Origin of the sequence: Niastella populi (genome assembly GCF_002078015.1) — a bacterium.
Classification (GTDB): Bacteria; Bacteroidota; Bacteroidia; order Chitinophagales; family Chitinophagaceae; genus Niastella; species Niastella populi.
In genome coordinates this window covers 100049-121811 of record NZ_LWBP01000045.1, presented here as the reverse complement: position 1 = coordinate 121811, position 21763 = coordinate 100049, and the positions used below count along the sequence as shown (strand labels likewise).

General features: G+C 45.9%; 11 protein-coding genes. 3 read left to right on the top strand and 8 right to left on the bottom strand.

What is annotated here, in order from left to right:
* Window positions 1–6: 6 nt before the first annotated feature.
* On the top strand, window positions 7–459 hold the full coding sequence (queF, locus tag A4R26_RS06250; RefSeq protein WP_207625691.1) for a preQ(1) synthase: 453 nt from the start codon (window positions 7–9) through the stop codon (window positions 457–459).
* 114 nt (window positions 460–573) lie between these two features.
* Window positions 574–1830, top strand: a complete 1257-nt coding sequence (locus tag A4R26_RS06245; protein ID WP_081162186.1) for a homoserine dehydrogenase — start codon at window positions 574–576, stop codon at window positions 1828–1830.
* A 51-nt stretch (window positions 1831–1881) separates the two neighbouring features.
* Here the strand turns inward: A4R26_RS06245 and A4R26_RS06240 are convergent, their stop codons facing one another.
* From A4R26_RS06240 to thrA, 4 genes are all read right to left on the bottom strand, one after another.
* Window positions 1882–2829 (bottom strand): DUF2167 domain-containing protein, encoded by a 948-nt coding sequence (locus A4R26_RS06240; RefSeq protein WP_081162182.1) that lies wholly within the window; start codon window positions 2827–2829, stop codon window positions 1882–1884.
* A 130-nt stretch (window positions 2830–2959) separates the two neighbouring features.
* Entirely contained in the window at window positions 2960–4261 is a 1302-nt protein-coding gene (gene thrC / locus A4R26_RS06235; RefSeq protein WP_081162180.1) for a threonine synthase, read from the bottom strand.
* Between the two features lie 142 nt (window positions 4262–4403).
* Window positions 4404–5351 carry a homoserine kinase gene (locus A4R26_RS06230; RefSeq protein ID WP_081162177.1) on the bottom strand — a complete coding sequence of 316 codons (948 nt, stop codon included), beginning with the start codon at window positions 5349–5351 and terminating at the stop codon, window positions 4404–4406.
* A gap of 89 nt (window positions 5352–5440) precedes the next feature.
* Window positions 5441–7891 (bottom strand): bifunctional aspartate kinase/homoserine dehydrogenase I, encoded by a 2451-nt coding sequence (gene thrA / locus A4R26_RS06225; protein WP_081162174.1) that lies wholly within the window; start codon window positions 7889–7891, stop codon window positions 5441–5443.
* A 455-nt stretch (window positions 7892–8346) separates the two neighbouring features.
* Here thrA and A4R26_RS06220 point away from each other — a divergent pair, with 455 nt between their 5' ends.
* Window positions 8347–10926: a phosphoenolpyruvate carboxylase gene (locus A4R26_RS06220; RefSeq protein ID WP_081162171.1), complete on the top strand. Its 2580-nt coding sequence runs from the start codon at window positions 8347–8349 to the stop codon at window positions 10924–10926.
* A gap of 1300 nt (window positions 10927–12226) precedes the next feature.
* Here the strand turns inward: A4R26_RS06220 and A4R26_RS06215 are convergent.
* From A4R26_RS06215 to gltB, 4 genes are all read right to left on the bottom strand, one after another.
* Window positions 12227–13297, bottom strand: a complete 1071-nt coding sequence (locus A4R26_RS06215; protein WP_081162169.1) for an outer membrane beta-barrel protein — start codon at window positions 13295–13297, stop codon at window positions 12227–12229.
* 99 nt (window positions 13298–13396) lie between these two features.
* A complete protein-coding gene (locus A4R26_RS06210) occupies window positions 13397–14797 on the bottom strand; it encodes an ammonium transporter (protein WP_081162167.1) in 1401 nt (466 codons plus the stop codon).
* Between the two features lie 507 nt (window positions 14798–15304).
* Window positions 15305–16810 carry a glutamate synthase subunit beta gene (locus A4R26_RS06205; protein WP_081162164.1) on the bottom strand — a complete coding sequence of 502 codons (1506 nt, stop codon included), beginning with the start codon at window positions 16808–16810 and terminating at the stop codon, window positions 15305–15307.
* A 152-nt stretch (window positions 16811–16962) separates the two neighbouring features.
* Complete coding sequence (gltB, locus tag A4R26_RS06200; RefSeq protein WP_081162162.1) at window positions 16963–21486, bottom strand: glutamate synthase large subunit; 4524 nt, start codon at window positions 21484–21486, stop codon at window positions 16963–16965.
* Window positions 21487–21763: the final 277 nt, after the last annotated feature.

Below are 21763 nucleotides of genomic sequence, written 5' to 3'. Positions count from 1 at the left end.
AAAAACATGTCTGAACAAATTACGCGGGAACCTGTTAAAACATACAGGGATATTGACCGTAGTATTTTAAAACCTATTCCTAACCCAAGCGAACAGGCCTACGAGATCAAGATCAAAATACCGGAGTTCACCTTCCTGGGTGTAAAAGAACAACCCGATTTCGCAGTCATTTACTGCACGTTCTACCCCGGTAAAAAAATCATTGAACTGAAATCGCTGAAACAATACGTTTTCCAGTTACGCAACATTGTGGTGTCATACGAAAGATTGATCAACATAATCTATGATGATCTTGTTGCCGTGTACGAACCTGCAAGGTTGCGCCTGGTAATGATCTGCAACCCGCGCGGCGGCATCAGTTCAAAACTTACCATCGATTCCGACTGGAAGATCCGCGGCGGCAAAGAACAGTTTAACGACTGGCAGATAGTTGAAGATGAATGGTCGGTGGAAATGTAAAATGAAGAACAGAGAAATGAAAAATTAAAAAATTAATACAAAATACCGGTTATACCGGCAGGTATTTTAATTAGCACATCAGCAAATTAGCACATTAGCAAATTATTTTATCGTATGGACGCACACAAGTCACTCACAATTGGTTTATTTGGTTTTGGTGTCGTAGGTGAAGGTCTTTATAAAGTTTTACAACAAACCCCTTCACTGAAAGCCTCTATTAAAAAGGTCTGTATAAAGAACCCCGGAAAAAAACGCAATGCGCCCGATGCATTGTTCACTACAAACAAAGACGAACTGCTGAACGATCCCGAGATCAATGTGATCGTAGAGGTGATCAATGAAAGTGAACCCGCTTTTGAAATAGTTTCTACCGCACTGAAGAACGGAAAAGATGTGGTGAGCGCCAGCAAAAAAATGATCGCCGAACATTTAACCGAATTACTCGATCTGCAAAAAACAACCGAGCGTTCCTTCCTGTACGAAGCAGCCGCCTGTGCTTCCATACCGGTTATCCGCAACCTCGAAGAATATTATGATAACGACCTGTTACATTCCATAAAAGCCATCGTTAACGGTTCAACCAACTTCATTCTTACCAAAATGTTTGAAGACAGGCTCGACTTTCAACAGGCCCTCTTACTGGCGCAGCAGCTGGGCTTTGCTGAATCAGACCCTTCGCTCGATGTAGAAGGTTTTGATGCCGCCAACAAATGGAACTTCCTGCTCACGCACGCCTACGGGATCGTAATACCACCCGATGCCCTGGTATTTAACGGTATTCAAAACATTCACGGAAGCGATGCGTCAGTTGCTACTGAAAAACATTACGATATTAAACTGGTAGCCCAGGCCAAAAAACTCGAAAATGGAAAAGTAGCCGCATTTGTATTACCTCAATTCGTTAAACACGACGACCATCTCGCATTCGTAAAGAATGAATACAATGGCGTTGTTATAGAAAGCGGTTTTGCCGATAAACAATTCTTTTATGGTAAAGGCGCCGGCAGCTTCCCCACTGCTTCTGCCGTATTGAGCGATCTCTCGGCTTTACGTTACCAATATAAATACGAGTACAAGAAATTGTACCACCATACACCCAACGAACTTACCAACGACTTTTACGTTCGTGTATATGTAAGTTTCGACGACTGGAAATATATTCCAAAAGAGAAGTTCGAGTGGATCGAAGAGTGGCATGCCGAAACCGACCGTAAATACCTGGTTGGCGTATTGCACTTTAACGAACTGGCCCAAAACGACTGGTGGCGTGAAAATAAAACCTCACTCATTCTTTCGCCCGAAGCAGTTATTGAAGATGTGGAAGTACGTAAATTAAAAAAGAAGAGCCTCGAGCTGGCCGGCATCGTTTAAAAGTTTGAAAGGTGTGCCACACTTTCAAAGTGTGGCACACCTATAATAACATTATGCGTTTGGTGTTGAATTATCAGCGGGCGGCGCCGGCTCATAAGTAGTATACGACTCGTCCTGTTTCTTTCCTTTAAAGAATCTTATAATACCGGCGATCAGTGCGCCAATACCAAGGATGATAATTTTCAGAAATTTGCCTAAACCGGCCAGGATACCCGCTTTGGCTAACACTTTACCACCAATCACCGCAGCAATACCGCCTACGGCAATTTTATCGATATTGGAATCGAAATCTGAATACTTGTTTCCGGCGGTGAATTCAGCTATACCCAATACTTTGCTGATGTCTTGTTTTACCAGGCTTAATTCACTCATATTGGCCACCGCATTCATCGACAACATTCCCTTGCGGCCCAGGATGCGGATGTCATAGTTCAGTGTGTTACTTTCTTCACCGCCAAAATGCAACTCTTTCGCCCAGTGCAATACTTTGGTGCTTTTATCGTAATAAGGTTTTTGCGCCCAGCCTACAATATGTAAAGTAGGGTAACCCTGTTTCATGCGTTCGGTGTTGGTTTGTTTTTCTGCCGTATGCCAGTTCTTCATCATTTCATCATAATCGATCTTGTTGGCTTCTTCATCTTCCACATGACCCGTTTCATCATACGAAATAATGAATGCATAGGTACTGTCGGCATACGGACCGCCGTTTTCGGGGAACAACATCCCGATCACATCGGGGCGGGCGGGGTTACCCCACAGGTCATGTATTATGAATTGACTTTGTTCGGCATTCAGGTATTTGAAACCTTTCGGCACGTTCAACTGGGCAATACCGTTGGGCAGTTTTACCAACCCGGTCTGGTATTTCATGGCTTTGTTAACAGAGTCATACTGCTTAAGTTGCTTAAGCAGTTGGTTGGTCAGGGAATCTTCGTCTTTGGCACGAACGATCCCGCACGATACGATCAGGGCAATAAACAGGAAAAGAGCCTTTTGCATATAGATAGGTTGCTTTAGATACACAAAAAAGCACCTTTTCCCTACAAAAGAAAGTGTTCTACTAACAATTTTTTTCAACCGTTTTCAACCGCTTACCCATGTGTAAACTAACCTCTTATAAATAAAGGAATTAGTACCTGCCAAGCAGATCATCTTTCAATGCGGCATAATCCGGCGCTATCAGGCTGCTTTTCTTGGTAAGTTTCAGCTGCTCTTCAATGGCGGCCGGCACGGGCACCGTTTCGTTGATAACCGGCTCCACCACATCGTAAAATTTCACGGGATGGGCCGTTTCGAGGAACATACCTTTATCGCCGGCGTGCTGCTGTAAATAACGCTGCAGGGCCAGATAGCCTACCGCGCCATGCGGATCGGGCAGGTATTTATGCTGCTGATATACTTCTTTCAGGGTAGCTCTTGTTTCATCATCCGAAATGCTGTAACCGGTAAGCACCTTCCGCAGGTCGCCCAGTTTATGATGGAACAGTTCGAGAATACGCACAAAATTACTGGGATTGCCAACGTCCATCGCATTGGAGATGGTAGCTACCGCTTTTTTAGGCTGATACTCACCACTATCTAAAAACGAAGGCACAACAGCATTGGCATTACAGGCGGCAATAAAATGTTTTACCGGCAAACCCGAAATATGCGCCAGCAAACCTGCACAGATATTTCCGAAATTGCCGCTCGGCACCGAAATTACCGGCGGGTTGGTTTTATCGGCCCATTGTTTCCAGGCCAGCACATAATAGAACTGTTGTGGCAGCCAGCGTGCAACGTTGATAGAGTTAGCCGAAGTAAGGAAGATCTTTTTAGTAAGGTCTTCATCGGCGAATGCCTGTTTCACCATTTGCTGGCAATCGTCGAATGTACCGGTTACCTCCAGCGCATGAATATTTTTACCTAATGTGGTGAGTTGTTTTTCCTGTACTGAGCTTACTTTGCCCGATGGGTACAGGATCACCACTTCAACGCCCGGCACATCGTAAAAGCCATGGGCAACCGCACCGCCGGTATCGCCGGAGGTTGCTACCAGCACCACCACTTTTTCGCTGCGCTCATGTGCAAAATAACCCAGGCAACGGCTCATGAAACGGGCGCCTACATCTTTAAATGCCAGCGTAGGCCCATGAAAAAGTTCCAGTGAGTAAATGCCGTCATTCACAGGCACCAGCGGTATGGGAAAGTTGATGGTTTCTTTTACAATCCCCTGCAAGGCATCGTCGGGTATGGTGCCGGCAACATAGGGTTGTATAAGCCGGAAGGCAATTTCTTCATTACTGTATTGTTCAATATTCCGGAAGAACGACTGCTCATGTACCGGAATGGTATGCGGAAAATACAATCCCTTGTCAGGCGCCTGTCCTTTTATGGTAGCTTCCTTGAAATCTACGTCGGGAGATTGTTTATTTAAACTATAGTATTTCATTGTTAATGTGATAATGTGCTAATGTGCTAATTTGCTAATGGGAACGCAGGCTCGGGATTTTTCAAGGTTTATAACCAGGTTTGGGATTCCCGAAATTCTTATTCGTGTTGCTTTTCCATTATCACATTAGCATATTAGCTAATTAGCTAATTATGCATTTCGCTCCTTCGTAATTGATCATAGTGACGTAGGTCTTAAACTCTATTCCCAGTCTTGTGTATACATCTATCATCACATCCTCTACGCCTTTGGCTACATACTCTTCTTTGCTAAGCATAAAAATAGAGGGGCCAGAACCGGAAATGCCGCCGCCCAATGCACCGGCATCCTTGCTTCTTTTTTTCACATCATCGAAACCGGGTATAAGAATGCTGCGCACCGGTTCAATGATCACATCTTCGAGCGAACGGCCAATAAGATCATAATCATTCTTTAGAAAACCCGTAACCAAACCGGCAATATTGCCCCATTGTTTAATAGCCGCTTTCAACTGCACTTCTTTCCGCAATATCTGCCGCGCATCGGAAGTGCGCACCTCTATCTGCGGATGCACAACCGTTACATACATCGGCGGAGCGGTAAGTTGTACAATATCGAGCGGGAAAATGGAGCGGATAAGGGTTATACCGCCATAGATACAGGGCGCAATATTATCGGCGTGTTTTACCCCCGACGCTACTTTTTCGCCATTCATGGCAAAACGCACCAGGTCTTCTTTCGTGAACGGGCTTCCCAGCAAATGATTGGCGGCTACCACCGCACCGGCCGAACTGGCGGCGCTTGACCCCAACCCGCTGCCGGGTTTTATGCGCTTGTCGATGCTCACTTCAAAACCAACGGGCGCTTTCCATTCTTCCATCAATGCCAGCAGCGATGCACCGGCTACGTTCTTTTCCGGCTCTACCGGCAGGTTATAAACGTCGTCCTTTTGTATAAAGATGCCGGGTTTCTCCGTTAGCCTTACGGTCATAACATCCTGTGGTTGCTGCAACGCCATACCCAACACATCAAATCCGCAAACCAGATTAGCCACTGTGGCCGGCGCCAAAACCTGTACGCTACTTCCAGGGCTTTTTATATCATTTGCCATTTTATTCTTTTGAACATAATTTAATCAATAGTCCTGTCTGTATTCTTTTATTGCCTTTCCCATTATCACATTATCGAATTATCACATTACTAATGTGCTGCGCGGATAATATCAGCAAACACACCCGATGCGGTTACCTCGGCGCCGGCGCCCGCTCCTTTTACCACCAGCGGCTGATCGGGATAACGGTTGGTATAGAACAATACCACGTTATCCTTTCCGTAGAGGTGATAAAAATCACTTTGCGCATCAACATGCTGTAAACCAACGGAAGCTTTCCCGTTCTCGAACTTCGCCACAAACTTCAGCTTCTTTCCTGCATCGGCCGCCTGCTGGTAGATCGCTTTGAAATGCGCTTCCTGTTTTTCCATTTCCTTATAAAAATCTTCCACACTGCCTACCATACATGAAGCGGGCATAAAGCTGTTGTTGGTAATATCTTCCATATCGAGGCGTTCGCCCGATTCGCGGGCCAGGATCATGATCTTGCGCATTACATCGGTACCGCTCAGGTCTAACCGCGGATCGGGTTCGGTATACCCTTCGTCCTGCGCCTGTTTCACCACCTGTGCAAAACTTCTGGAGCCATCGTAATTGTTGAAAACGAAGTTAAGGGTACCGCTGAGCACCGCCTGTATACGGGTTACCACATCGCCGCTGCGCATAAGGTCGTTCAGGGTGCCTATTACCGGCAGGCCGGCGCCTACGTTTGTTTCGAACAGGAAGAAAGCATTGTATTCGCGCGCCAGGTCTTTCAGCTTTTTATAATAAGCATAGGCAGAAGAACAGGCCACCTTATTACAGGCTACTACCGAAATGCTTTTGGCCAGCAACTGATCGTATACCTGCGCTACCATTTCATTGGCGGTAACATCTACAAAAACGGAGTTGCGCAGGTTCTTCGACCGTACGGTTTCAACAAACCTGCCCAGGTCGCTGGCTTCGCCCTGCTGCAGGTGATCGCGCCAGTTGTCGAGATCGATGCCTTCATCACTGAACACCATTTTCTTACTGTTGGCCATACCTACTATGCGTACCTGCAAACGCATGTTCTGTTGCAAATACTGTTGTTGCTGTTTCAGCTGGGCCAGCAGTTTGCTGCCTACATTACCGGTACCGGCAACAAAAAGGTTTATTTGTTTATAGGTAGTTTCAAAAAAATCTTCGTGTAATACGTTAATAGCTTTTTTAACATCTGCTGCTGAGATCACGGCTGAAATATTTCTTTCTGAAGAACCTTGTGCAATGGCGCGTACATTTACCCCGTTACGGCCAATGGCGCCAAACATTTTACCACTGATACCCGGGTGGCTTTTCATATTGTCACCTACAAGGGCAACAATCGCCAGGCCTTTTTCTATCCGTAATGGTTCAACGCGGCCGGTTTCAATTTCATATGCGAATGTTTTGTCAACCGCCAGTTTGGCTTTATCGGCCAGCGCTTCGTCGATGCCCACACAAATAGAATGCTCTGAAGAGCCCTGCGTGATCAATATAACGTTTATAAAATCATTGGCAAGCGATTCGAATAAACGGCGCGAGAAACCGGGAATGCCAACCATTCCGCTTCCTTCTAAACTGAGCAATGCAATTTTGCCGATGCTTGAAATACCGCGAATATTATTTCCATTCTTATGTGAATCATTCTCTATCAGCGTACCATGATCTTCAGGCGCAAAAGTGTTCTTTATCCATACCGGAATGTTCTTACTCATTACCGGCTGAATGGTAGGCGGGTATATTACCTTGGCGCCAAAGTGCGACAGCTCCATGGCTTCCTGGTAAGAGATATTAGGCAGTATGCGCGCATTGGGCACCAGCCGCGGGTCGGCGGTCATCATACCGCTTACATCGGTCCATATTTCGAGCAACTGCGCATTTACCGCACCGGCGATAATGGCAGCGGTATAATCGCTACCGCCGCGGCCTAAGGTAGTGGTATTGCCCTTGCCGTCGGCGGCAACAAAACCCGGCATTATAAATAAACGGCCGGTTGAAGCGGCAAAGAAATCACTACAAAGAGCATTGGTAACCGGAAAGTCTACCACAGCACTTCCAAAATGCGAATCGGTGCGGATCAGTTCGCGCGAGTCGGCCCAGATATTTTCAACACCCTGGGCATTTAAACGGGCTGAAATAATTTTTGAGGAAAGCAATTCGCCGAAGCTTACGATGCGGTCTTTGGTGCGGGCGCTTAACTCGCCCAGTAAGAATACACCATTACAAATATCTTCTATTTCATTACAGCGTTGTTTTACCCAGCTTAGTACACTGCTTTGCTGGGTTACCGGTATCAGCGCCTTTACGGCTTCGAGATGCCGCTGCTCTACTTTTTGTAATTGTTCTTTATAACTTTCATCCCCAGCTGCCGCCAAACCTCCACTCTGTAACAATACATCGGTAACCCCGCCCAATGCCGATATAACAACAATCGTTTTTCCCTGCGGAATACGGGCCAGTGCCTGTTGAACAATGCTGCTGACCTTATTCATGTTTTCGGCATTTGCTACTGAAGTACCGCCGAACTTTAAAACCTGCATAACCTGAAATTAAGTTGATTTGAAATTAGTTGAATAACCCGGCCTTTCTTGATCCTTGGTATGTTCCGCTTTGCGGGATGAAGGTAGGTAAAACCCCAGTGGTAATATGGAAATGTACAACCCTTAACGGGTTGTTGTAATAGTGGTAGTTGTAGCCGATGAAGCTACTGTTGTGGAAGAAGAAATGATATGATTGAAAAGTACCACTGATTAATTTGATATAACCAAAGATAACGCGAAAAGTCTATAACATTTGTTAGTTTCTCATTTTTTTTGCCTGTGCCTGTATTTCAGGACCTTCTGTAACCCGGTAGCAACAAGGTTTTTGCGTTATAATTCAAAACAAATGGGCTGAACGTATTTCTATTCAATTTTTTCAACGTACTTTCATTGCCCGATTTTCGTTGCTGCTTGCTATTATTTTACTCGCATTTAAATGCCATAAACTGAAAAACATGGACCACCAGTCATCAAGAGGACTGCAGCAATTCAAGAATTACGTAGGCATAAAATTTCAGCTCTACAACAGCCTGTTTACCTCGCTCCCTTTTCACCGGATTGAAAAGACCGGTATTTTGCTTTCCCTGTTATTAAATAATTGTGAAGAGGGTTTCAAAAAGAAGATGAGCCCGGTACAGATCATCGAAGAATTCTTTGAAAAGCAAACCTCCTACACAAAAGAACAGGATAAACTCGACCTGTTATTCCGCTTTATTCAATACGTTGAGCGGCAGGTAGTTTTATTCGACGCCCTGGAAGATGCCTCCTTTAAAGAGATCAACGACTTCAATGGCCTCGGCACCCTTAAATACCTGGCCTCCGATGTTATTCAGGAAGGCAAACAGGAAGCACTGGCTAAAAAGCTGGAAGACTTCTCCATTCGCCTGGTGCTTACCGCCCACCCTACCCAGTTCTATCCCGGACCTGTATTAGGTATTATCAACGACCTGTCGAAAGCACTGGCCGATAATAATACCAACCAGATAAATATGTACCTGCAGCAGTTGGGCAAAACACCTTTCTTCAAAAAGGAAAAACCCACGCCGTACGATGAGGCCGTAAGCCTTATCTGGTACCTCGAAAATGTGTTTTACAATGCGGCCGGCCGCATCATCACTTTCCTCAACAACCAGTTTCCGCAAATGATACCGGACACCAACCCCGTTATCACCATGGGCTTCTGGCCCGGCGGCGACCGCGATGGCAATCCCTTTGTTACCGTCGACACCACCCAGAAAGTAGCCGATGCCCTGCGCGGCAGCATCATAAAATGCTACTACCTCGAAGTGCGCCGGTTGAAAAGAAGGCTCACGTTCAAAGGAGTTGACACCATTTTGGCCGATCTTGAAAAACAGTTGTACGAAAACATTTTCATCCCCGGCCAAAGAACATACCTAAGCAAACAGGGCATGCTCGACGCCCTGCACAAAATAAGAGAAATACTGATCTACCAGCACAATGGACTATTCCAGCACCTGGTCGACAGCCTCATTAATAAAGTACACGTGTTTGGTTTGCACTTCGCTTCGCTCGATGTTCGGCAAGACAGCAGCATTCACAATAAAGTACTGGAAGCAATAGCCAGCAAATCAGATATCCTTCCCCGTAATTATTCAGCGCTTACTGAAAAACAAAAGAAGGAATTACTTTCAAAGGCCAGTGGCGATATCGGCGGGCATGTATTTGAAGATGGTATTGAAAAAGATACCCTGCTCACCATCAAAGCCATTAAAGAAATTCAACAATACAATGGCGTTGAAGGCTGCAGCCGTTACATCATCAGCCAGTGCAACAGCGCGCTGAATATGCTGGAGGTATACGGACTGTTCAAACTGAGCGGCTGGAAAACGGAAGATCTCACTATCGATATCGTTCCGTTATTCGAAACCATCGACGATCTGCAGGAAGCGGCCGACATCATGCAGGAGCTTTACGAAAATGAAACATATCGTAAACACCTGCAAAAACGCAACAACCGCCAAACCATAATGCTTGGTTTCTCCGATGGCACCAAAGACGGCGGGTATCTCATGGCCAACTGGAGCATTTACAAAGCCAAAGAAAAACTAACCAGCATCTCGGCCAAATACGGTATCGATGTGGTTTTCTTCGATGGCCGCGGCGGTCCACCGGCGCGTGGCGGTGGTAAAACCCATAAGTTCTACGCTTCTATGGGCAGCAACATTTCAAACAAGGAAATTCAGTTAACCATCCAGGGACAAACCGTAAGCTCCAACTTCGGAACCATCGATTCGGCCCAGTTCAATATAGAACAATTACTGAACGCCGGTATTTCGAACGATGTGTTTGCCGATAAGGATAAAACACTGTCGAAAGATGAAGAAGAAATTGTAGGCGAACTGGCGGCAGAAGGTTTGAAAGCATATAATGCATTAAAGAACAACCCCGACTTCCTGGAGTACCTGGCGCATATCAGTCCGCTTAAGTTTTACAGCCAGACGAATATCGGCAGCCGGCCGGCCAAGCGCGGTTCTTCTTCAAAATTATCGCTGAAAGACCTGCGGGCCATTCCATTCGTTGGCGCCTGGAGCCAGTTGAAACAAAACGTAACGGGTTATTATGGTGTAGGCACCGCATTGCAGGCCATGGAAAAGAAAGGCAAACTGAACGATATCAAGAAGGTATACCGTCATTCGCTGTTCTTCAAAACGTTGATGGATAACTGCGAAATGGCGATGAAGAAATGTTTCTTCCCCCTTACCGAGCACCTGTCGCAGGACCCGCGTTATGGCGAGATCTGGAACATGATCTATAAAGAATACGAACTAACACAACGGTATATACTCTTATTGTCGGGTAAAAGCGAACTGATGGCCGATTACCCGGTTGAACAGTTGTCGATACAAATGCGCGAGCGTATCGTATTACCGCTTACGACAATTCAGCAATACGCCATGACACGCATTCGCCAGATGGAAGAACAAATGGCGCAGCCACAACATAAAGAGATCTTCGAAAAGCTGGTGATCCGCAGTTCCTTCGGGATCATCAATGCCGGACGAAATTCCGCCTAAGGCAGAATGGTCAATGGTCAATCGTGAATGATCAATTGCGCCCGATACGCGCCGTTTACAATTAATTACGAAATCGGAAATGCGTGCATCTATTCACCACTGACCATTGACCATTCACCATAAAAACAAACGCACCCGGCGAAACGGATGCGTTTTCTGATAACTAAAACAACGGTAATGAAAAAAAGCATTAAATACTATTTCATTATATACCGCACAGCGTTAGTTAGTTTTGGTCACTTTTTGAATATAAAACACCTGGTTTATAAACGCGTTTAAGCAAACCGGGCTCCTGCGAATCCACACGTAACTTTCAAAACAAGGCCGGTATGCAGGCAGCAATCGTGTATTTATACCGTTAGTATACCAGTAATATCTTCCTCCCCGCTTTCTGTTCATCACATTTATTTCAGTTGTTCCTTTTGAACGTTATTTTCCACTTTCCTTTCCGGGTTACATCATTTCTTACCGGCTTCCGGCAAACCGCCACTTCTTCCCAAACAGTATAATACCGGCAGCTGGTATCCCTGTAAGAATACAGCCAATACTGGTTAACGAAGTGATTGAATAAGCAGTTAGTTGTGGAGCAGGTAAAATGGAAAGGCTTACAAAAACGATGGTACAGGCAAATAAGACGACCGCAAAAGCACAATTATCAACCCGGAACACCCGAAAGGGTACAACATGCTTACCTCCCATAACCACCAATTTAAAACATTAAGAAAAATACAATGTAATAAAATATCCAATATCCGCTATTATCATTGTATTAATTCCAACATACATCTTTAACTAGGATCAAAAATACCATTTTTTAGCTTCATCATGTCAATTATGGAATATATAATATTATTTGTAATATAACTATTTCCTTTATGGCAAAGCGCCATTGCTCCCCGTTTTTCACAATACCTCCCTCGCCTCTTTACAACAACCGCCTTTACTCAATCACAGACCTGGCCCAAACCAAACGCAGACCAAGCCCAGACCAACCCCAGGCAAACGGTGAGTTCAGCCTGCAGTTTGTATTTGTTTGGTATGCTTTAAAATTGGATTTGTTTACAATCTGGTAATACTCAGTCTGCCGTCAGGGCAAGAAAAAAGGATATTTCCAGGCAGGAAATATCCTTTTTTGGATTGCAATAAGATAAGCCGGTTAGTTTTGGTTACGGACCGCGATCGCGTAGCGGCTTAATAAGTTACTCAGTTTTATGAAGTTGACGGTTGATACTGCCATTCACCAACCGTCAACACGGTTTTAAACATCATTTAAAACCAACGATATGACTGGAACGGTGTGTTAAAAATGCCAGGTGGCTCCCAGCAGGAACGTGCCTGTGCTTTTTACGCCTTCGTTCGGATTCTTCATGAAAATAGCCTCCTTCGAGTTATCTAACCTGAATTCGGGGATGATCGTAAGGTTATCGATCCGAATGTTACCCGATAAAGTAGCAGCCAGTACGCTGGTGCCAACACCGGTTGAAGCAGCCAGGCCAGATACCGCTTTTTTATCATCGAAATACTCACCGCGTAAAGTAAAACCGAACACCTTTGAAGGATCTACGTTCACGTAAACGGCAGATCCCCACCATGAGTCGCCATCATCTTTACCATCGGCCTTGAACGATTGCATGGTACCATTGTACCCAATGCTGAATTTATCGCTCAGGGTTCCGGTTACGGTTAAATCAACCTGGTTAACGTTATTTGAGGCGATATCCTTACCGCCCTGGTAATTCAGGAATGCCTTCACATTTCCGCTGCCGCTTGCAGCACTTACCTGCGCCAATACCATCTTCTTTCCAAAGCTGGCACTTACATAGTCGGTTGGATTGGCCACCCCTAACATAAAGCCAAAATTGCCGGCGGCATATTCAGCTTTAATACCTGTATGAGAGAAAGGACCGTACGAGAACATGTACGACATACTGTAGTTACGGTTCAAATAGGCATCAACCAGCTCATAACCAATATGGGTAGCCCACTTACCGATACTGAACTTCAATTTGTCTGTAGCGGCTACTGAAACATAAGCCTGTTTGATGGCTGTGGCCATTCCATTGCCGTTTTCAGTATAGGAGAACTCATCCGCCCTTCTTCCAAAACCCAGATCCACAACACCAGTCACTTTTCCCATGGTATATTCAGCCTTTAAAGAGGCCATCCCCAGTTCGAATGAATTGTGCGAATTGGTGAAACTGGTGTAATTATTCAGATAGCCGGAATCTTTGGCATTATGGAAATTGTAACGATAATAAGCGTCAACGGAACCAGTGATATTCAGGGCACTTTTTTTCGTAGAGTCTTGAGCTTGAACATAAGAACCCAGGGCCACGCTCATGATGGCCAATGAAGAAATTTTTCTTAACATTGCAGTTAGATTTTAAGTGTTAATGAAAAGGGTACGGTGATAGAGTAGAGCATGGATCAGATGCTCTACCTCTTATTAAAGCTGTACCTTTTTCTTTTGCTAGAACTCAACAGGCTTTTCAACGAGTTTACCATTCTCACCATTTACAAGCAGTGTTCCCTGCACGTATTTCTCGTTATGCTGGCTTTCGTCAAGACCGAGCTCTTCTTCTTCTTCAGTTACACGTAAAGGCAGGATGAAGTTGATGAATTTGAATATGAGGAAAGAAACTGTGAAGCTATATGACACTACGATAGCCATCGCTTTGAATTGGATCCAAAAGAATTGGAAGTTACCGTAGAACCAACCCTGGGGACCGCCCTCGATGCCATGCGCCAGCTGGTTAGCGAATACACCGGTAAGCAACATACCTACTATACCGCCCAAACCGTGACAGGGGAATACATCGAGCGTATCGTCGAGTTTTGATTTTTGTTTTATACCTACGGCGATGTTAGAGATCAACGCACCAACAACACCGATGATGATACTTTGAGGTATACCTACGAAACCGGCTGCAGGGGTAATGGCTACCAGACCTACAACGGCACCGATACAAAAACCTAATACAGAAGGTTTTTTACCTTTTACCACATCGAAGAACATCCAGGCCAAACCAGCGGCAGCAGCAGCGGTATTGGTAGTTCCAAAGGCATTTACAGCCAAACCGGAAGCACCTACAGCAGAACCTGCATTAAAACCGAACCAGCCGAACCACAGCAAACCGGTACCTATCAATACATAAGGCACGTTCGCAGCCGGAGTTTCCTTCATTTCGATGTGCGACTTTCTGCGTTTCAGCACCAGCGCGCCTGCGAGGGCCGCACAACCGGCTGTAATATGCACTACAGTACCACCTGCAAAATCCCATGCGCCCATTACAGCCAAAAAGCCTTTCGGATGCCATGACCAGTGTGCTACAGGTGCATACACCAGTAAGCTGAACAATACGATGAATAAAATATAAGAAGTAAAACGAATGCGTTCAGCTACGGCACCAACAACCAGACCGGGTGTGATGATAGCGAACATCATTTGAAAGAGGGCAAACAAACCGAGAGGAATCGTTGCGGCAGCGGGCCAGGCGGCGCCCGACTTCACTCCTTTGAAGAACAGAAAGGTGGAAGGGTTACCGATAAATCCGCCGATAGACTCGCCAAAGCTCAAACTAAAGCCAACGACGATCCACAAAACACCAACCACTCCGGCAGCCACCACACTCTTGATCATTGTGGAGATAACGTTTTTCCGATGCACCATACCGCCGTAAAAGAAGGCGAGGCCAGGAGTCATTAAAAATACAAGTGCCGTTGAAACCAGTACCCAGCCAATATCTGCTGCACTATACTGGGTATCTGTTGCGCCCGGAGCAAAATCCGCTTCAGGTGTAATAAACATGGCAGCCAGGGCCAGAACTACCAAGACCAGGAACGGCATAACCGATTTGAATGACAGTTTCATTGTTTCCGTTGTTTTAGTTTAGATGTAATTATATTATTAAAATATTGTATCTAATAATATCTAATCGAAAATATCATTTTTTTCAAATAAAACCTGATACATCTAATATATTTTATTATTTATAATACATATCTTATTTATCTTTTCTAATTGTCATAACTACTTGTTACCCTATTCTTTAAACAAATACCCGTTTTGAAAATAAAAAAAGCTACCCTTTTTGGATAGCATCAAAAAATACGGGCCTTTTTAATTCGATTTGTTAAAAGTATCAGTTTTTCTCACTTTTTTCAGCCCAATACGTTCAAATTGGTGAATCCGGGTGGTCAAAACATCATATTAATTATATTTATATTCATTAAAAAGAAAATTGCCTCGCCCTTAACGGGGCACCTCGTATAAACCTGTGTTTATCGCAAACCCCCAATGCCCCTACCGCATTGTTGGTTCAACAAAAAAAAAGCCATCCGCGGCGGCGGATGGCTTCAAAAAAAGTGCCTGCTATATTTAAATGGCTAAAACTATATTCTGGTCTTTGCTTTCGAGGAAAGATACGCCCTCGTTCAGGAACTCGTCTACCTTACGCGCGCATTCCCGGCCCTCGCTGATGGCCCAAACCACCAGACTTTGCCCACGGCGCATATCACCGGCAACGAAGATCTTGTTTATGCTTGTTTTGTATTCTTTCTCGGTAGCCCGCACATTCCCACGGCTGTCGAGGTCAACCCCCAGTTCATTCAGCAGGCCTTCGTGTTGCGGATGAACAAAGCCCATGGCCAGCAGCGCCAGCTCACAGGGGATCTCCCGCTCGGAGCCTGGCTTTTCAACAAACTGTGAAGGTTTGCCGTCCTCGGTCACCTTCCACTCGAGATCAACCACTTTCAAAGCCTTCAGGTTGCCCTTTTTGTCACCAACGAATTCTTTTGTGGCAATGGCCCAGTGGCGGTTGGCGCCCTCTTCGTGCGAAGTAGATGTTTTCAGGATCATGGGGAAGGTAGGCCATGGCATAAACTCGTTACGGCCATCGGGCGGTTTTGGCAGCAGCTCAAACTGGGTAACCGATTTGGCTTTGTGCCGGTTGCTGGTACCTACACAGTCACTGCCGGTATCGCCACCACCTATCACCACTACATTCTTACTGGTAGCCAATAAATTTTCGCTGAAAATATTGCTCTCGATATTTGCATGCGCCAGCGGATCGAGGCCGGCATTGCGTTTGTTCTGCTGTTTCAGGAACTGCATGGCATAATAAACACCCTTCAGTTCGCGGCCGGGGATCTTCAGATCGCGGGGAACCGTTGAACCACCAGCCAGTACAATAGCATGGTACTCGCGCAGCAGGTCGTTGATGCGTACATTCTCGCCTACGTTGGCATGACAGCGGAAAGTAACACCCTCTTCTTCCATCAGTTTGATCCTTCTGTCAATTACCCATTTTTCGAGTTTGAAATCAGGGATCCCATAACGTAACAGTCCGCCGGGTTTATCGTCGCGCTCGAAAACGGTTACCGTGTGCCCTGCATAGTTCAACTGCGCTGCGGCAGCCAAACCGGCCGGACCGGAACCTACAACCGCTACCTTTTTACCGGTGCGTACGTTTGGTTTACGTGGTTTTACAAATCCTTTATCGAAAGCTATTTCTATAATATGCTTTTCAATTTCTTCAATTGTAATGGCCGGTTGATTAATGCCCAGTACGCATGCGCTTTCGCATGGGGCCGGACAAATACGGCCGGTAAACTCAGGAAAGTTATTGGTAGAGGCAAGAATTTCATACGCCTCCTGCCAGCTTTTGCGGTATACCGCATCATTAAACTCTGGTATCACATTACCCAGCGGGCATCCGCTATGGCAAAAAGGAACACCACAATTCATACAACGGGCCGATTGCTGGTTCAGCTTTTCATCGCTATACCGCTCAATGAACTCATTGTAATTTTTTAACCTTTCCTCTACTGGTTTCTTACCAGGCAACTCCCTGGTAAACTCCAAAAAACCCGTTGGTTTACCCATATTGATTTAGTTCTATTAAGTTCTACGTAATAAGAATTATGTTTTGGTTGCTTATTCGACATTTAAACAGTTGAATATCGAATGTTACAATATTGAATGACGAAGTGAATACCATTTCGATGTTCAACATTCATCATTCAATATTCGATATGTTACTTCTTTTTGGCGCTCTGTTTAACCTTGCTCTTTTCCTGTAAAGCTTTTTTGTAATCTTTCGGAAACACTTTAATGAAGTTCTTCAACTGGTTCTCGAAATCGTCCAACACAAAACGGGCTACAGTACTGCCGGTATATGCGTAGTGGCGGGTGATCATATCATTCAACGCCTGTGCATCTTCTGCATCTACCGGATCGAGGTCAACCATTTCTTTATTGCACATAGAGGCGAACTGCCCTTTCACATCATATACATAAGCGATACCGCCACTCATACCCGCGGCAAAGTTGCGGCCGGTAGCACCCAAGATCACCACGCGGCCACCGGTCATGTATTCACAACCGTGATCGCCTGTACCTTCCACTACTACTTCAGCGCCTGAGTTACGAACCGCGAAACGTTCACCGGCTTTACCTCTTATGTACGCTTCACCACTGGTTGCGCCATAGAAAGCCGTGTTACCGATGAGGATGTTCTCTTCAGGTACAAAGCTTGACTGTTTGGGCGGATAAACGATCAGTTTGGCGCCGCTCAATCCTTTACCAAAATAGTCGTTGGCATCACCTTCCAGCTCGAGCGTTACGCCTTTCGTATTGAAAGCGCCAAAGCTTTGTCCGGCCGTACCATTAAAACTGAAGTGAATGGTATCATCAGGTAATCCTTCCGCTTTATATTTCTTCGAGATCTCGTTCGATAATATGGTGCCGATGGTTCTGTCGGTATTCTTAACCGCGAACGAAGCCGAAATGCGCTCCTGTTTTTCCAGCGCAGGTTTTGCAGCCTCCAGCAGTTTCCAGTCGAGCACATCTGCCATACCATGATCCTGCTCTTCCATTTTGTACAAACCGGTGTAAGCAGCAGCCGGCTCTTTGTACAATATGGGCGACAGATCGAGTTTGCTTGTTTTCCAGTGTGTAATGCCTTCACGCATTTCGAGGCAGTCAACCTGTCCAACCATTTCATTAATGGTACGGAAGCCCAGTTCAGCCATGATCTCACGCAGGTCCTGTACAATGAATTTGAAGAAGTTCACTACATGATCGGCATTACCGTTGAAGCGCTTGCGCAGTTCAGGGTCCTGGGTGGCAACACCTACCGGGCAGGTATTCAGGTGACATTTACGCATCATGATACAACCTTCAACAACGAGGGCTGCCGTTGCAACACCCCACTCTTCTGCACCTAACAAAGTGGCGATAGCGATATCGCGGCCTGTTTTCATCTGACCGTCGGCCTGTACTATCACCCGGCTGCGTAATTTATTTTTTACCAGTGTTTGATGGGTTTCGGCAAGGCCTAACTCCCATGGTAAACCGGCATGTTTTATTGAACTGATAGGCGAAGCACCTGTACCGCCATCCATACCTGCGATCAATATCACATCGGCTTTGGCTTTTGCCACACCCGCTGCAATAGTACCAACACCGGCCTTTGATACCAGCTTCACGTTGATGCGGGCAGCGCGGTTCGAGTTCTTCAGATCGAAGATCAGCTGAGCCAGATCTTCGATAGAATAGATATCGTGGTGCGGCGGCGGAGAAATTAACCCTACGCCAGGTGTAGAGTGACGGGTTTTACCGATCCACTCATCGACCTTGTGACCTGGTAACTGACCACCTTCACCGGGTTTTGCACCCTGTGCCATTTTGATCTGCAGTTCATCGGCCTCAGTAAGATAATAGCTGGTTACACCGAAGCGTGCGCTGGCCACCTGTTTAATGGCGCTACGCATACTGTCGCCGTTAGGCAACGGCGTATAACGCACTTCATCTTCGCCACCTTCACCGGTATTGCTCTTGGCGCCTATGCGGTTCATGGCAATAGCCAGTGTGGTGTGTGCTTCCCATGATATAGAACCAAAGCTCATGGCCCCGGTAGCAAAGCGTTTCAAAATGCTTTCAGCCGGTTCTACCTCATCGATAGAGATAGCAGGCCTGTTCACCTTGAACTGGAACATGCTGCGCAGGGTAGCCGCTTTCTCACTCTGATCGTTTACCGCTTTGGTGTATTTCTTAAATGTATTGTAATCGTTCATCCTTGTTGCATACTGCAACAGGTGAATGGTTGTTGGGTTGAACAGGTGAAACTCCCCTTTCCGCTTCCATTGGTAAACACCGCCAACGGGCAAACGGTCAACAGGTATGTCCTTATGGCTGAAGGCAAACCAGTGTTTGGCAAGCGCTTCTTTAGCCAGCTCATCTAAACCGATGCCTTCAATACGGCTAACGGCTCCGCTGAAACATTTGTCAACCAGTTCTTTATTCAAACCAAGTATTTCGAAGATCTGGGCGCCCTGGTATGACTGCAGGGTTGAAATACCCATCTTGGAGAACACTTTCAACAAACCATCGCAAACGGCTTTGATATAGTTCTTGCGCAACTGATCCCAGGTGAGCTCAGTTTGCAGGGTGTTGTTCACTTTCATGTTGCGGATGGTAGCCAGCGCCAGGTATGGATTGATGGCGGTAGCACCAAAGCCTAACAAACAGGCGAAGTGATGTACTTCCCAAACATCGCCGGCTTCTACAACAATACCTACCTTACCACGCAACCCTTTACGAATAAGATAGTGGTGCACGGCAGCTGTTGCCAGTAAGGAAGGAATGGCAGCGTGATCCGAGTCAACCGCGCGATCGCAAAGGATCAACACTTCGAATCCATCATGTACCGCATCCTCGGCATAACGGCAAAGCCTGTCGATGCCTTTTTTCAGTGAACCGGGTTTGCCATCGGCCCTGAAATATGTTTGCAGGGTTTTGGCCTGGAAGATACCGGTATCGATACTGCGCAGCTTTTCGAGTTCGGTGCTGGTAAGTATCGGATGTTTCAATGCCACGGTATGGCAATGTCTTGGATCTTCTTCCAGTAAGTTATCGTTATTACCAACAAAGGTTGCCAGGCTCATTACCATGCGCTCGCGAATAGGATCGATGGGCGGGTTGGTTACCTGTGCAAATAATTGTTTGAAGTAAGAAGAGATGTGTTGAGGCTGATCGCTCAGTACGGCCAGCGGCGTATCGGTACCCATTGAACCAATAGGTTCTTTACCGTCAACGGCCATGGGCGAAATGATATCATCGATATCTTCAGTGGAATAACCGAAAGCTTTCTGATATTTCAGGATCGATGAATCTGACAGGTGAGTGAATGCAACACGCGGTTCATCCAGTTCTTCCAAACGGATCTTGTATTGATTCAACCAGTCGCCATAAGGCTTACGTGAACAGATATCGTTTTTCAGTTCTTCGTCACTGATAATACGGCCCTGTTCCATATCAACCACGAACATTTTGCCGGGTTGCAGACGGCCTTTTTCTACAACGATGGCAGGGTCGACCGGTAAGGCGCCGGTTTCGGATGCCATGATTACGCGGTCATCGTTTGTAACGCAATATCTCGATGGGCGCAAACCGTTCCTGTCGAGGGTAGCGCCGATAATTTTTCCATCTGTGAATGAAATAGAAGCGGGACCATCCCATGGTTCCATGATGGAAGCGTGGTATTCGTAGAACGCTTTTTTCAGCGGGTCCATATGATCGTTGCCATCCCATGCTTCGGGGATCAGCATCATCATTACATGCGGGAGTGAACGGCCGGTAAGCGCCAGCAGTTCTATCATGTTATCCAAACAGGCAGAGTCGCTCTGGTTGGCCGTAACGATCGGCAGCAACATTTCCATTTCCTGAGTGGTGAAGAACGGTGAGGTAAAACCATGCTCGCTGGTCTTTAACCAGTTGAGGTTACCTTGCAGCGTATTGATCTCGCCGTTATGCGCAATGAAGCGGAAAGGCTGAGCCAGTCTCCAGCTGGGGAAAGTGTTGGTGGCGAAGCGGGAGTGTACCAGGCCAAAGGCAGAAACCATTCTTTTATTGGTGAGGTCGTTGAAGTAATGACGAACCTGACCGCTGGTCAATTGTCCTTTGTAAACAACGGTTTTGTAAGAGAGCGATGCGATATAAAAACCGATCGCATCTTTTTTCACCGTGTTGTTGATGGTATGGCTGGCGTAGTTGCGCAGCAGGAATAATTTCCGTTCGAAGTCATCGGGGTTATTGATATGATCGGGGCAGGCAATGAACACATGCTCCATCTCAGGCTCAACACTCAATGCTGAGGGGCCGATGCCATCCGGATTCACAGGCACCTTCCGGTAAACGAGAATTTCCAGTCCTAACTTTTCTGCAGCGCGATTGAAAATATCACGACACTCTTCACGCAAACGGATCTCGCGGGGGAAGAAGATTACCCCAACGCCGTAGCGGCCAAAGGCTGGCAGGTGAACACCCAGCTTAATGCACTCATCGAAGAAAAACTCGTGAGGAGTTTGGATCATAATACCGGCGCCGTCGCCTGTATTATTCTCACAACCGCAGGCACCCCGATGTTCCATATTTTCCAATATGGTTAAAGCATCGCTGATGTTCTGGTGACTTTTATGCCCCTTAATGCTGGCTACGAATCCAATGCCGCAGGCATCACGCTCAAAAGAAGGATGATATAAACCCAGGTTACTTGCCATGGAAATGCATAGTTTTTTGAAAAATATTCAATTAAAAGTCGAAATCAGTAAAAATCGTTTAATTACATAGCAAGCAAGCGATTGAAATTACGAAAAAAACGTCGTATTTACCGGTGTTTTATGCAATTTTTTTCTCAAAATAGCGATAACCCTGTAGTAGATTTTATGACCCCCGTAATATAATCCGCAGGAACTAGTGTCAAAATGACAATCCCGTATTGCATACCCTTAAATAGACAAATTCCAATTCAGATTGTTCGGAATGGCCAGAGGCAGG